Source organism: Mesorhizobium sp. NPDC059025, assembly GCF_042739655.1.
In the GTDB taxonomy this organism is placed as follows: domain Bacteria; phylum Pseudomonadota; class Alphaproteobacteria; order Rhizobiales; family Rhizobiaceae; genus Mesorhizobium.
This window is the reverse complement of the sequence record NZ_JBHYIM010000009.1, coordinates 15370-28307: the sequence shown is the minus strand read 5'-3', so window position 1 is coordinate 28307 and position 12938 is coordinate 15370. Positions and strand designations below refer to the sequence as shown.

General features: G+C 62.8%; 13 protein-coding genes. 9 read left to right on the top strand and 4 right to left on the bottom strand.

The window, feature by feature from the left end; all coding sequences use genetic code 11:
- Positions 1 to 9 precede the first annotated feature (9 nt).
- Positions 10 to 519, top strand: coding sequence for a flavin reductase (locus ACFWYE_RS20850; RefSeq protein WP_379113999.1), 510 nt, complete (start codon positions 10 to 12; stop codon positions 517 to 519).
- Between the two features lie 43 nt (positions 520 to 562).
- On the opposite strand, the gene hpaR is transcribed toward ACFWYE_RS20850, so the two are convergent.
- Positions 563 to 967 (bottom strand): homoprotocatechuate degradation operon regulator HpaR, encoded by a 405-nt coding sequence (gene hpaR / locus ACFWYE_RS20845; protein WP_162839659.1) that lies wholly within the window; start codon positions 965 to 967, stop codon positions 563 to 565.
- 246 nt (positions 968 to 1213) lie between these two features.
- Between hpaR and ACFWYE_RS20840 the strand changes: the two genes are divergently transcribed.
- The 5 genes from ACFWYE_RS20840 to hpaH are packed head-to-tail and all read left to right on the top strand — an operon-like array spanning position 1214 to position 5870.
- Positions 1214 to 1600, top strand: a complete 387-nt coding sequence (locus tag ACFWYE_RS20840) for a 5-carboxymethyl-2-hydroxymuconate Delta-isomerase (protein WP_379113997.1) — start codon at positions 1214 to 1216, stop codon at positions 1598 to 1600.
- A gap of 13 nt (positions 1601 to 1613) precedes the next feature.
- A complete protein-coding gene (gene hpaE / locus ACFWYE_RS20835; RefSeq protein ID WP_379113995.1) occupies positions 1614 to 3131 on the top strand; it encodes a 5-carboxymethyl-2-hydroxymuconate semialdehyde dehydrogenase in 1518 nt (505 codons plus the stop codon).
- A gap of 51 nt (positions 3132 to 3182) precedes the next feature.
- Complete coding sequence (hpaD, locus tag ACFWYE_RS20830; protein WP_379113993.1) at positions 3183 to 4163, top strand: 3,4-dihydroxyphenylacetate 2,3-dioxygenase; 981 nt, start codon at positions 3183 to 3185, stop codon at positions 4161 to 4163.
- 31 nt (positions 4164 to 4194) lie between these two features.
- On the top strand, positions 4195 to 5058 hold the full coding sequence (locus ACFWYE_RS20825; protein WP_379113991.1) for a fumarylacetoacetate hydrolase family protein: 864 nt from the start codon (positions 4195 to 4197) through the stop codon (positions 5056 to 5058).
- Positions 5059 to 5069: 11 nt separating this feature from the next.
- Positions 5070 to 5870, top strand: coding sequence for a 2-oxo-hept-4-ene-1,7-dioate hydratase (gene hpaH / locus ACFWYE_RS20820; RefSeq protein ID WP_379114267.1), 801 nt, complete (start codon positions 5070 to 5072; stop codon positions 5868 to 5870).
- 43 nt (positions 5871 to 5913) lie between these two features.
- On the opposite strand, the gene ACFWYE_RS20815 is transcribed toward hpaH, so the two are convergent.
- Genes ACFWYE_RS20815 through ACFWYE_RS20805 form a run of 3 tightly spaced genes read right to left on the bottom strand, consistent with a single transcriptional unit; the run spans position 5914 to position 8502 of the window.
- Positions 5914 to 7149 (bottom strand): styrene monooxygenase/indole monooxygenase family protein, encoded by a 1236-nt coding sequence (locus tag ACFWYE_RS20815; RefSeq protein ID WP_379113989.1) that lies wholly within the window; start codon positions 7147 to 7149, stop codon positions 5914 to 5916.
- A gap of 41 nt (positions 7150 to 7190) precedes the next feature.
- Positions 7191 to 7976, bottom strand: a complete 786-nt coding sequence (locus ACFWYE_RS20810) for an SDR family oxidoreductase (RefSeq protein WP_379066435.1) — start codon at positions 7974 to 7976, stop codon at positions 7191 to 7193.
- 28 nt (positions 7977 to 8004) lie between these two features.
- Entirely contained in the window at positions 8005 to 8502 is a 498-nt protein-coding gene (locus tag ACFWYE_RS20805) for a flavin reductase family protein (RefSeq protein WP_379066433.1), read from the bottom strand.
- A 175-nt stretch (positions 8503 to 8677) separates the two neighbouring features.
- Here ACFWYE_RS20805 and ACFWYE_RS20800 point away from each other — a divergent pair, with 175 nt between their 5' ends.
- From ACFWYE_RS20800 to asnB, 3 genes are all read left to right on the top strand, one after another.
- Complete coding sequence (locus ACFWYE_RS20800) at positions 8678 to 9664, top strand: AraC family transcriptional regulator (protein ID WP_379113987.1); 987 nt, start codon at positions 8678 to 8680, stop codon at positions 9662 to 9664.
- Between the two features lie 237 nt (positions 9665 to 9901).
- The gene (locus ACFWYE_RS20795) at positions 9902 to 11005 is read left to right on the top strand and encodes a hypothetical protein (protein ID WP_379113985.1); all 1104 of its coding nucleotides are present in this window, start codon (positions 9902 to 9904) and stop codon (positions 11003 to 11005) included.
- 10 nt (positions 11006 to 11015) lie between these two features.
- The gene (asnB, locus tag ACFWYE_RS20790) at positions 11016 to 12932 is read left to right on the top strand and encodes an asparagine synthase (glutamine-hydrolyzing) (RefSeq protein WP_379113983.1); all 1917 of its coding nucleotides are present in this window, start codon (positions 11016 to 11018) and stop codon (positions 12930 to 12932) included.
- Positions 12933 to 12938: the final 6 nt, after the last annotated feature.

Here is a 12938-nt window from a genome sequence, read left to right as displayed (position 1 = left end):
GGACCAGCCATGCAATCGCAGGTCTCCAGGCTTGAATTTCGTGACGCCATGGCGCGCGTCTGCGCGCCGGTCAACATCGTCACCACGGACGGACCGGCCGGTCGCGGCGGCTTTACCGCGACCGCCATGTGCAGCGTTTCCGACGATCCGCCGACCTTGCTCATCTGCATGAATGAGCGCTCGGCGCAGACGGGAATGTTCCTCGACAACCGGCGTTTCTGCGTCAACGTGCTGACGCAGGCGCATATGCATCTCGCCTCGAAATTCGCCGGCGCGATCCGTGACATGACCGAGCGCTATCAGGCCGCGAACTGGCAGACCATGCCTTCCGGCATGCCGGCGCTGCTCGACGCCATCGTCTCGTTCGACTGCGAGATCGGTGACGTCAACAAGGTCGGCACGCACAATGTGATGTTCGGCCGGGTCATCGACATCCGCCATGGCAGCGGCGAAGCTGCTTTGCTCTACGTCGACCGCAATTACTCGCAACCGATGGCGCTCGGCAGCTTCGGTGGGTGAGAACCAGGAGGCGGCGGTCCGTCTGTCCTTGAGGAGAAAAAGCTCAGCCTTCGCTGCTCTCCGACTGGATCAGGCTTTCCAGCATGTCGAGCAACTGTTCGTACTGCTCGGCGCCGTATCGCCCCTCGATCGCCTCGTAGATGGCGATGCGTTCGGGTGCCAGATCCTCGATCAGCGCCACACCGCTTGGCGTGATGGCGAGCAGCGCACGCCGGCCGTCGTCCTTGACCCGGTTGCGCGTGATGAGCCGGCGCTCTTCCAGCGCCTTGATGATACGCGTCAGGCTTGGCGGCAGGATCGAAGCGCGGCCGGCAAGTTCGGTCGCCTCGAGCGGCCCCGTCTCGGCCAGCACGCGCAAAACGCGCCATTGCTGTTCGGTGATGTCGTGCCGGGCCAGCATCGGCCGGAAATGCGCCATGATCACTTCGCGGGCACGCAGGAGCGTCATCGGCAGGGAGCGTCGTGTGGAAGGCGGCAGCAAGGTGGTGTCTCCGCTCTGGTTCCGTCTGTTTCGCGAACCGGCGCACGCAGAACGCGTAGTCGGCTTTTAAGCGCTATATCCGCGATTTTGACGGTACCGGCAATCCCGCCGCGAGCGGATGGCACAACCCATTCAACAGCGCTTGACTTTCATCAGTCAAGATGTAATTCACATGTTAATTACAAACAGTCGACTTAATGGTGGAGGAACGCCGTGCCCCACATGGCGATCGAATATTCCGCGAACCTTGATGAAACAGTCGATATCCAGGGCCTGTGCACGCTGATTGCGGACACCATCCTGGAGACGGGCCTGTTCGAGATCGGCGCCATCCGCGTGCGTGCATTCCGCGCCGATGCCTATGCGATCGCCGACAGGCTGCCCCAGAACGGCTTCATCGATATGAATTTCCGCATCGGCAAGGGCCGCACGCCGGAGGAAAAGAAGCGTACCGGCGAAGCCATCTTTGCCGCCGTTTCGCAACGGCTGGCCCTGTTGTTCGCCACCCCTCATTTCGCGCTGTCGCTGGAGATCCGAGAGATCGACGCCGAATTGAGCTGGAAGAAGAATGCGATCCACCCGCGGCTGCGCGGCAAGTAACGAGGACGAAAGCATGAGCGCCCTGGACGACAATCTGCGCAAGGCAAGCGCGTATCTTGAACGCTTCAAGCGCGATGGCGTGCTCAATCACATCGCCGGCGAGGCTGTCCCGGCCGCCGACGGCTCGACCTTCGAGACCATCTCCCCGGTCGACCTGAAGCCGCTGGCCAGAGTGGCGCACGGCAAGGCCGCCGACATCGACCGTGCCGCCAAGGCTGCCAAGGCCGCATTCCGCGAATGGGCCGCCATGTCAGGCGATGCCCGCAAGAAGCTGCTGCACAAGATAGCCGATGCCATCGTCGCGCGTGCCGAAGAGATCGCTTTCGTCGAATGCATGGACACCGGCCAGTCGCTGAAATTCATGGCCAAGGCCGCATTGCGCGGCGCCGAGAACTTCCGCTTCTACGCCGACCGCGCCCCACAGGCCCGCGATGGCCGCACCCTGCAGGACGCCGGCCAGGTCAACATGACGACACGCGTGCCGATCGGCCCTGTCGGCATCATCACGCCCTGGAATACTCCTTTCATGCTGTCGACCTGGAAGATCGCGCCGGCGCTGGCCGCCGGCTGCACGATCGTCCATAAGCCGGCGGAATTCTCGCCACTGAGCGCGCGGCTACTGGTTGAGATCGCCGAGGAAGCCGGCCTGCCCAAGGGTGTGTGGAACCTCGTCAACGGCCTCGGCGAGGATGCCGGCAAGTCGCTGACCGAACACCCCGATATCAAGGCCATCGGTTTCGTCGGCGAGAGCCGCACCGGCTCCATGATCATGAAACAGGGCGCCGACACGCTGAAGCGCGTGCATTTCGAACTCGGAGGCAAGAACCCGGTCATCGTCTTCGCCGACGCCGACCTGGAACGTGCAGCCGATGCCGCAGTCTTCATGATCTATTCGCTGAACGGCGAACGCTGCACGTCCTCTTCGCGTCTGCTGGTCGAGGCCTCCATCCACGACAAGTTCACGGCGCTGGTCGCCGAGAAGGCCAAGCGCATCAAGATCGGCCATCCGCTCGACCCCGAGACTGTGGTCGGCCCGCTGATCCATCCCGTGCACGAGCAGAAAGTGCTTTCCTATATCGAGATCGCCAAGTCGGAAGGCGTCACCATTGCCGCCGGCGGCACCAAGTTCGAAGGCCCGGGTGGCGGCTGCTATGTCACTCCGACCCTCTTCACCGGTGCCAACAATTCGATGCGCATCGCCCGTGAAGAAGTCTTCGGCCCCGTGCTCACCGCCATTCCGTTCAAGGACGAAGCCGAGGCGCTGGCGATCGCCAATGACACCGAATACGGCCTCACCGGCTATCTGTGGACCTCCGATGTGACGCGCGCTTTCCGCTTCACCGAAGCGCTCGAGGCCGGCATGATCTGGGTGAATTCCGAGAACGTGCGTCATCTGCCGACACCTTTCGGCGGCGTGAAGAATTCAGGTATCGGTCGGGACGGCGGTGACTGGTCGTTCGACTTCTACATGGAAACCAAGAACATCGCTTTCGCGACCAGGCCGCACGCCATCCAGAAGCTTGGCGGCTGACGCAGTGCCGCGCGGCGAAGCCGCGCTGCGACACATACGAGGAGGAATCTCATGCCTTTGCCGCAACCCAATCTTCATCCCGCTTTCAACATCGTGCGGCTGAGCCATGTCGAACTTGCCGTCACGGACCTGGCAAAATCGCGCGCGTTTTATGTCGATACGCTCGGCCTGCAGGTGACCGACGAGAGCAAGGACGCCATCTACCTGCGTGCGCTGGAAGAGCGCGGCCATCACTGCATCGTTTTGCGCAAGGCCGACAAGGCGGAAGCCCGCGACCTCGGCTTCAAGCTCTACAGCGAGGAAGACCTCGACAAGGCCGAGCATTTCTTCAAGGCCAAGGGGCTGCCGGTGGAGTGGGTGGAGCGGCCCTATCAGTCCCGCACCTTCCGCACGCGCGACCCGCATGGCATTCCGCTCGAATTCTATTCGAAGATGGATCGCCTGCCGCCGATCCATCAGAAATACGCCCTCTACAAGGGCGTGAAACCGCTGCGCATCGACCACTTCAACTGCTACTCGCCGAATGTCGATGAATCGGTGGCCTTCTACAACGAGCTCGGCTTCCGCGTGACCGAATACACCGAAGACGCGGAGACCGGGAAGCTCTGGGCAGCCTGGACGCACCGCAAGGGCGGCGTGCACGACATCGCCTTCACCAACGGCCGTGGCCCGCGCCTGCATCATGTCGCCTTCTGGGTGCCGACGCCGCTCAACATCATCGATCTGCTCGACCTGATGGCCACCACCGGTTACATCGGCAACATCGAACGCGGTCCCGGTCGGCACGGCATCTCGAACGCTTTCTTCCTCTACGTCCGAGACCCCGACAACCACCGTATCGAGATCTATTGCTCGGACTACCAGACGGTTGATCCCGATCTCGAGCCGATCAAATGGGACCTGAAGGATCCGCAGCGACAGACCCTGTGGGGGGCGCCGGCGCCACGTTCCTGGTTCGAGGAAGGCAGCGTCTTCGCCGGCGTTGAGCCGCGCGAACCCGATCTCGCCGCTTCGCCCATCATCGCGCCCTGACGGCAGACACGACAATCGCAAGGAACCGGGCATGAGCGCACGCATCGCCACATTCGCCGCCGGCGGCAAGACACGCTACGGCGCCATCACCGAGAACGGTGCCGTCGACCTTTCCAGCCGCCATGGCGGCCAATGGCCAACGCTGCGGGAGGTCATCGAAGCCGGCGCCTTGCATAGCCTGGCGGAGGAAGCTGCCGGCCTGCCGGCTGACTTCGCCCTGTCCGACATCACCTATGAGATCCCGATCCCGATGCCGGAGAAACTCATCTGCGTCGGCGTCAACTTTCCCGACCGCAACGAAGAGTACAAGGACGGCCAGGCCGCGCCTTCCAACCCTTCGCTGTTCATCCGCTTCCCGCGTTCCTTCGTCGGCCATGGCGAAAATCTGGTACGCCCGCCGGAATCGCCGCAGCTTGATTACGAAGGCGAGATCGTCATCGTCATCGGCAAGGGCGGCCGCCGCATTCCGGAAGCCAGCGCGCTCGACCACATCGCCGCACTGTCGCTGTGCAACGAGGGCACGATCCGCGACTGGGTCCGCCACGCCAAATTCAACGTAACCCAGGGCAAGAACTTCGACCGCACCGGTTCGATCGGCCCCTGGCTGGTGCCTTTCACGGAAGAAGCGCAGATCGCCGACATCAAGCTCGAAACACGCGTCAACGGCGAGGTCCGCCAGAGCGATCGCACCAGCCGCATGATCTTCTCCTTCCGCAAGATCATCGCCTATGTCTCGACCTTCACCACGCTGGTGCCGGGCGATGTCATCGTCACCGGCACCCCGACCGGTGCCGGCGCCCGCTTCGACCCACCGATCTGGCTGAAGCCCGGCGATGTGATCGAAGTCGAGGCCGATGGCATCGGCATCCTGCGCAACGGAGTTGCTGACGAGTGAGCGCGACGACCATGACGCCAGCCGAAATCGATGATGCCGCCACGCGACTGTTCGAGGCCGAACGCGCGCGGCGCCAGATTCGTCTGCTCAGCCTGGATTTCCCGAACGCCACCATGGACGACGCCTACAAGGTACAGGCGGCCTTGGTGAAGAAAAAGACCGAGGCCGGCGCGGTTATCAAGGGCTGGAAGATCGGCCTGACGTCCAAGGCCATGCAGTCGGCGCTCAACATCGACATCCCGGATTCCGGCATCCTGTTCGACGACATGTTCTTCGCCGATGGCGGGACGGTTCCCGCCGATCGTTTCATTCAGCCGCGCATCGAGGCCGAGATCGCCTTTGTGATGAAGGCGCCGCTGCGCGGCCCGAATGTCACCATCTTCGATGTGCTGAACGCCACCGACTACATCACCCCGGCGCTCGAGATCCTCGACACGCGCATCGAACGCACGAACAGGGAAACCGGCAAGGCCCGCACCTTCTTCGACACCATCTCCGACAATGCCGCCAATGCCGGCATCGTGCTCGGCGGGCGACCGATCCGGCCGCTCGATGCCGACATGCGCTGGATCGGCGCCATCGTTTCGCGCAATGCCGAGGTGGAGGAGACCGGCCTGGGTGCCGGCGTTCTGAACCACCCGGCCATGGGCATCGTCTGGCTGGTCAATCGGCTGCACACCTACGGCATGGGCATCGCGGCCGGGGAAGTCGTGCTGTCCGGCTCTTTCGTGCGCCCGGTGGAAGCGCGGCACGGCGACACCATCGCCGCCGATTTCGGGCCCTACGGAACGATCAGCGTCTTCTTCGCATAGTTCCGCGAGGCATGACCGGCAACCTGGCCATGCCTCGTTCTGATCATGCCGCCAGTTGCTGCAGGTAGCGGTCCGCTTCTTCCGGCACCGCGAACCACGGGAACAGGTCTGGTGGATTGTTGAAGCCGTTGGCTATCCTTTTGGCGAGCGCCGGATAGGCCTGAGCCGACCCCATGATGTTGAGCACATGCGGTGGCGGTGGCGTCAGCAGCGCATTCGTCCAACCGACGACATACTGCGCATATTGCCAGTAACGGTCGAAGGCCGACTGCATGAAGGCGGCGTCGAACGGCCGGTCGCCATGCGCCAGGATGGCGTCCATATAGACCCTCGCCGCCTTCGAGGCGTTGTTCGATCCCTGCCCGGTAATCGGGTCGTTGAGGCAGACGGCATCCGCCAGGCCCAGCACCAGCCGCCCGGAAGGCAGCCGGCCGACCGGCTTGCGCACGGTTGGCGGGAATGCGCCTGAAAGGATGCCATTGGCATCGGTCAGCTCGACATTGCGGCAGCGATCCGCTTCCCAGGGCAGGAACGTGTCGAGGATCCATTTCGATCGCGCCAGATGTTCCTGCGGCGAGGTCACGTCCTTCCAGCAATCCATCGGCCCACCCGGGATGCCTTCCAGCACCATGATCTCGCAGGCACCGGAATTGGTCAGTGCCGGGAAGACGAAGTATTCGCCGACGCCTGGTATCAGGTTGAAGCAGACCGCCGAATGCTGCGGGCGCGGCGTCATGCCGTGGACATAGGTCAGCGCCAACGCGCGCTGCGGCTTGTCGAAGGGGGATTTCTCCGCATCGCGTTCAAACAGCCTGGCGATGTCGCCCTTGCCGGCTGCGACGATGGTGAGGTCCGACGATGCGGCATAGGTCTCGAGATCGCCGATCCCGGCTTCCTTGATCTCCAGCGTGCCGCCGCGCCGCTCGAACTCGCTCATCCAGACCGGGATTTTCACGCGCTGGTCGACGCTTTGCGCCGGCTTGTCGAGCTTGCCGTTCCAGTCGATCGCCTTGGCCCCTGGCTGATCGGGCGACGGCACGACGAAATTGATGGAATCGACGGTCGGACACTCTTTTTCCCAGAAATTGAGGCCGACATCGCGTTCGTTCTGCAGCGCTGTATCGAACATGCACTGGCTGGACAGCACCTTGCCTGTGCGCATGTCTTCCGCCGTGCGGTTCTGGACGACCTTCACCTCATAGCCGCCATGTTGAAGCAGACCGCAAGCCAGCTGCAGGCCGGCCTGCCCTCCCCCCAATATCGTGATACGCTTGCTCATTGCGTTCCCTTCCCTTGTTGTCGTTGCGGCGCTTGCCGGACTTATTCCATCAGGAGCGGGATGGCCGGATCGATGCGTTCCGGACCCATCGCCGTGTAGCCACCATCGACGCGGATATCGGTGCCGGTGATGAAGCTCGCCGCATCGGAAAGCAGGAATGCCACCGCCTCCGCCACTTCGGCGGGGTCGCCGGTGCGCCTCAGCAAATGGAAAGGCGCCGCGACGCCGTCGGTTTTCGGCCGATTGTCGTTGGACAGCTGGCGCATGATGTTGCTCCAGGTCCAGCCAGGCGACACCGCGTTGACGCGGATTCCATCGGCGGCGAGATCGAGCGCCTGGTTGCGGGTCAATTGCAGGATTGCCGCCTTGGACACCGGATAGGCCCAGCGCCCGACCTGGGCGACACGTGCCGAGATCGAGCCGAAATTGACGATCGCGCCCTTGGTCCTGGCGAGATGCGGACGCGCCTCCTGCATCAGCATCACCGAGCCGATGACATTGACGTCGAACGCCTTCAGCCATTCGGCACGCGTGGTTTCCGCGCCATTGTCGAGATAGGTTGCGGCGACATTGACCAGGAAGTCGAGGCGGCCATGACGCTTCACTGTCGCTTCAACCAGCGCCTTGATATCTTCGTCGCTGGTGATGTCGGTACGGATGAAACTGGCCCCCGCGCCGATCCGGCTGGCCACCGCCTCGCCATCCGCTTCATTGATGTCGGCAATGATGACGTTGACGCCGTAGCCGGCAAGAACTGCAGCGCAGCCTTCGCCGATCAGCGTGGCACCACCTGAAATGATCGCCGTTTTTCCGTTCAAGCCTTTCATTGAATTCCTCCCGTTTCTTCCCACCGGTTCAGGCTGCAGACCGGACATGTCCCACCGCTGAAAAACCGCCCTCGACGTAGACCAGCGATTGTCCGTCCCCGAGTAGCGTCTCGACCACGTGACCAATCAGGATCACATGGGTGGTGTGCTCTACGACCTGTGCCAGTCGGCATTCGAACGAGGCCAGCGCACCGCGCACGACCGGCACACCTGTCACCCCGGGATGCCAATCACCGACACCAAATCTGTCACCCGCTGCGAGGTCGGTCTGCCCGGCAAAGGTACGCGCCACGTCCTCCTGCAGATGCGACAGCACGTTGACCGCGAACACGCCTGAATCCGGCACGAACTGCGCCACCCAGGTCTTGCGGTTGACGCAGGCGATCAGCGATGGCGGCTCGGTCGACAGCGAACAGACCGCAGTCGCCGTGAGGCCGCGCTGCTCCCCATCGCTGCCTGTCGTGGTGATCACGCAAACAGCGCCTGCAACCTTGCGCATGCCGGCGATGAAAGGCGCGGACGTCATGATCTCCTCCCGGTATTCCCGTCCCCGACGCGTTGCCCGCCGCTTGGCGGACTCGCGTTTCTTTTAGACTTCAACTAGATTGATGGTGAGGTGGAAGCGCCGCGGCCGCAATCCAATACGCGCAAAGACTATCCAGAATGCGCGGCCGCATGGTGCCAATGGGAAGGCTGCCGGCATGGACGCAGTCAATCTGAGATCGCCGCTGGCCCGGCACGCTTTGGTGGACACGTTTTCACCGGAGGAGGCTCGCCAGGAAATCGGCCGTATCTTCTGCCCGCACTTCCTGTCGCCGCGCCAGGCCAACGCGTCCGGCTTTCACGCGGTACACCGCGCCTCGCGCCAGCGTGGCTATTCTCTGAATTTTGTGGGGTACGGATCGGAAGTCGAGATCGACCCCGGCGAGCTGTCCTCCTTCTTTCTTTTGCAGATACCGCTCGCCGGATCGGCCGAAGTGCGCTGCGGCACCACCACGGCGTTGGCCAATCCGGGCCATATGGCCTCACTGCTGTCGCCGACGCTGCCGACCCGTATGCGCTGGTCGGACGGTTGCGCGAAGCTGATCGTGCTGATCGAGCGGGAGGTCATTCAGCGGCAGTGTGCAGAGCTGACAGACCGCGCCATCGACAAGGTCGAATTCGAGACAGCCGTCGACCTGTCGAGCCTTGCAGGACGGCTGGCGCTCGATCATGTCGGCTTGATGCTGGAGAGCGTCGAGAACGGCAACGCCGCGTTCGGCACCTATCTGGCAAGACTCGGCGAAAGCCTCTCTTCCCTGCTGCTTTCCTCGCTTGCTCATTCACAACGTGCATTGCTCGATGCACCTGCCCCGGCGGCGGCGCCGTCCGCCGTCTGTCGGGCGCAGGATTGGATCCGTGCCAACATCGAACGTGACTTCAGCGTGGGCGACATCGCTCTTGCGGTCGATGTCAGCCTGCGCACGCTGCAGGAGACTGTCCGCCGCCATAATGGAACGACACTGGTGCAGATGGTCGAGACCCTGCGCCTCGACCACTTCCATACGCTGCTGACCGGCCCGCAGAGCGGCCAATCCGTGACCGAACTGGCTGGCCAGGCAGGCCTGGGGCATCTCGGCCGCGCGGCAGCTGCCTATCGCTCAAGATATGGTGAAACCCCCTCCCAGACGCTCCGTCGCAGCCGGTGATCTGAAACCCGCATCGACTTTTGTCCCCGTACAAGTGAGCTCGGATGCTGAAGGGCCTCCGAAGCCGGCTCTTCTTGGCACGTCTTAAGCATCTGTTCGCCAAGCTTCACATCTTCTTCCAAACCACGGCGCTGCCAATCATTTGGTTAGAAGTTGCTGATACGACGCTGCCCATACGTAAAGTTGTGTTCGAGATTGGAAGCGTAGACGTGTTCAGGATTGGCCGAGGCGACAAGCATGCCTGAGATCAGACCGGTAACGGCTCAGGATCTGCCGGCTGTCGCTGCGCTTTTCCAGCGGCTCCTGCGCAGCAACGGCGTGGATCCGCGTGCCCTCGCCGACTATCTGAAGACGCTTTTCCTCGAAGGTCCGAACTACGATCCCGAACTGGCCTCCAAGGTCCATGTGCGGGACGATGGCACCGTGAGCGGTTTCTTCGGCATCTTCCCGCTTGCGATGGAACATGCCGGCAGGACGCTGCGCGCAGCCGTCTGCGGCACCTTCATGGTGGATGCCCGCGAAGACGACCCTTTCGCCGGTGCCCGGCTGTTGCGGGATGTGCTCTCAGGCCCACAGGATCTCTCCTTCACCGAAACCTCGAACGACCTGTCGACGGCTCTGTGGCAGAAGGTGAACGGGCATATCCTGCCGGATTACAGCCTCGAATGGCTGCGCATCCTGCGCCCGGTGTCCTTTGTCGCTGACAGTGTCGCGAAGCGCGTGCCCGGGGCACGGCTTGTCACTCCCCTGCTTCGACCTTTCGATGCCCTGGCGCAGCGCGCCAAGTCGGACTGGTATGGTTACGTGCCGGAGGCCAGCCGGGCCGATGCATTCACCGACACCGATATCAGCGAGGACGAAGCCGCCGAGATCATCCCGACGTTCCTGCGCCAATTCGCGCTACGGCCGCAGTGGGATGCTGAACGCTTGCGCTATATGCTGGCGGAGGCTCGCCAGAAGGTTATCCATGGTGAAAGGGTGTTGCGGGTTGTTCGCGCCCGCTCGAACGGCGCACCAATCGGCCTGTTTCTCTATTACGGCGACAGAGGGCGTCTCGGTCGCGTCGTCCAGGTCCTGTCATTGCCCGGTCGCGAAGGACTGGTGATCGACCGGATGATGCGTCATGCCGATTCTCGCAACATGCCGGCGTTGCGCGGGCGTACGCAGCCTGCGCTTCTCGGCGCCATGATGGGACGTAAAATCGCATTCGTGCATGCCGCATCCACCATCGTTCATTCTCGCGACCCGAAGCTGATCGAGGCCTTCACCAGCGGACAGGCCTTCGTCAACGGCCTTGCCGGAGAAGGTTGGACACGCCTGATCGGCGACCGCTTCACATGACGGTGGCCTGATGTGCGGGGTGGCGGGGTATTTCGGAAAGGGTGTAGCGCCGGCTGATGCGAAGGCGCTGCTGGCTCGCATGACGAGCAAGCTCTCTCATCGAGGTCCGGATGACAGTGGTATCCACGTCGATGGCGAAGCCGGGCTGGCGCATCGACGGCTGTCGATCGTCGGTCTCGGCGATGGCCATCAGCCGATGTCGGACGCGTCCGACAATCTGGTGATTTCCTACAATGGCGAGATCTTCAACTACGTCGAGTTGCGCAACGAACTGATGGCCAGAGGCCGACAGTTCCGCACGCAGTCGGACACCGAGGTCATCCTGCATCTCTACGCCGAGAAGGGCCTGGACTGCCTTCACGACCTCAATGGGGACTTTGCCTTTGCGCTGTGGGACACGCGGCAAAGACGCATGGTGCTGGCCCGCGATCGCACGGGCGTACGCCCGTTGTTCCATGTCCAGCGTGGCGACACGCTGTTCTTTGCTTCCGAGATCAAGGCATTGCTCACCGTGCCGGGCATCGAGGCCAGCCTCGATCCACTCGCGCTCGACCAGATCTTCACTTTGTGGGCGCCGCTTGCACCCCGAACGGCATTCAAGGGCATTTCGGAATTGCCGCCCGGTCACTTGATGATCGTAGACGAGGGGCGCATCGACCGGCGCGCCTGGTGGCGGCAGAGCTATCCCGATGCCGGACATGTCCGGCCGCGAGCCGACGCTGTCGAAGAGCTGCGGGCATTGCTCGACGACGCCACCCGCATTCGCCTTCGCGCCGATGTTCCTGTCGGCTCCTATCTGTCCGGTGGCCTGGATTCCTCTTTCGTGTCGACACTCGCCGCCCGGGCACAGCCGGAGCGGCTCAGCACCTTTTCACTCGGCTTCGACAGTGAAGAACATGACGAGAGCAAATGGCAGGCCTTGATGGCCACGACTCTCGGCGTGGAACACACCACGGTCCGCTGCGCCGCCGGCGATATCTCGCAATTGTTCCCATCGGTCATCCGTCATGTCGAACGGCCGATCTTGCGCACCGCGCCGGCGCCACTCGCCAAGCTTTCGGCACTGGTGCACGACAATGGCATCAAGGCGGTGCTCACCGGCGAAGGTGCGGATGAGTTGTTTGCCGGATACGACATCTTCCGCGAAGCGAGACTGCGCCGCTTCTGCGGCCGTCAGCCCAACTCAAAATGGCGGCCGCTGCTCTTCCAGCGACTCTATCCCTATCTGCCTGGCCTGCAGCGGCAATCGCCGGAATATCTGGCCCGCTTCTTCGGTGCCGGGGACGATCGTATCGACGATCTTCTCTACTCACATCGGCCGCGCTTCCGTTCGACAAGTGCCGCCAAGCTGTTCTTCTCGCCCGAACTCAAGCGGGAACTCGGCGATTATGATGCGACGGCGGAACTGGCTTCCATGCTGCCGCCGGACTTTTCGCGCTGGCATCCATTGCACCAGGCTCAATATCTGGAAACGTCGTTCCTGCTGCCGGGCTACATCCTCTCCGCCCAGGGCGACCGGGTCATGATGGCAAACAGCGTCGAGGGCCGGTTCCCGTTCCTTGATCCGCGTGTCATCGACTTCGCAGCGGGCCTGTCGCCGGACATGAAGCTGCACGGGCTGCGGGAAAAGCACATCCTCAAGCAGGCCGCGAAGGGTCTGGTCCCCGAGGCAATCATCGAGCGGCCCAAACAGCCGTATCGCGCACCGGACAGCCAGGCCTTTGCCGCAACGCCGCCTGGCTACCTCGCAGAAGCGCTCTCCGCAGAGGCTGTTGCCAAGGGTGGCTTCTTCAATGCCGCGGCGGTCGAAAAACTGAAAAACAAGGTCTTGCATCAGGAGACAGCCAGCTTCCGGGACGATACCGCCTTTGTCGGCATCGTTTCGACCCAGCTCTGGCTGGACACGTTCTCCACGAAGACCGAATGATGGGAA

Bases quoted from the DNA above. Each gene is read 5' to 3' on its own strand.
- ACFWYE_RS20850 (WP_379113999.1), top strand. From the start codon at position 10: ATGCAATCGCAGGTCTCCAGGCTTGAATTTCGTGACGCCATGGCGCGC.
- hpaR (WP_162839659.1), bottom strand. From the start codon at position 967: ATGACGCTCCTGCGTGCCCGCGAAGTGATCATGGCGCATTTCCGGCCG.
- hpaE (WP_379113995.1), top strand. From the start codon at position 1,614: ATGAGCGCCCTGGACGACAATCTGCGCAAGGCAAGCGCGTATCTTGAA.
- hpaD (WP_379113993.1), top strand. From the start codon at position 3,183: ATGCCTTTGCCGCAACCCAATCTTCATCCCGCTTTCAACATCGTGCGG.
- ACFWYE_RS20825 (WP_379113991.1), top strand. From the start codon at position 4,195: ATGAGCGCACGCATCGCCACATTCGCCGCCGGCGGCAAGACACGCTAC.
- hpaH (WP_379114267.1), top strand. From the start codon at position 5,070: ATGACGCCAGCCGAAATCGATGATGCCGCCACGCGACTGTTCGAGGCC.
- ACFWYE_RS20815 (WP_379113989.1), bottom strand. From the start codon at position 7,149: ATGAGCAAGCGTATCACGATATTGGGGGGAGGGCAGGCCGGCCTGCAG.
- ACFWYE_RS20810 (WP_379066435.1), bottom strand. From the start codon at position 7,976: ATGAAAGGCTTGAACGGAAAAACGGCGATCATTTCAGGTGGTGCCACG.
- ACFWYE_RS20805 (WP_379066433.1), bottom strand. From the start codon at position 8,502: ATGACGTCCGCGCCTTTCATCGCCGGCATGCGCAAGGTTGCAGGCGCT.
- ACFWYE_RS20800 (WP_379113987.1), top strand. From the start codon at position 8,678: ATGGACGCAGTCAATCTGAGATCGCCGCTGGCCCGGCACGCTTTGGTG.
- ACFWYE_RS20795 (WP_379113985.1), top strand. From the start codon at position 9,902: ATGCCTGAGATCAGACCGGTAACGGCTCAGGATCTGCCGGCTGTCGCT.
- asnB (WP_379113983.1), top strand. From the start codon at position 11,016: ATGTGCGGGGTGGCGGGGTATTTCGGAAAGGGTGTAGCGCCGGCTGAT.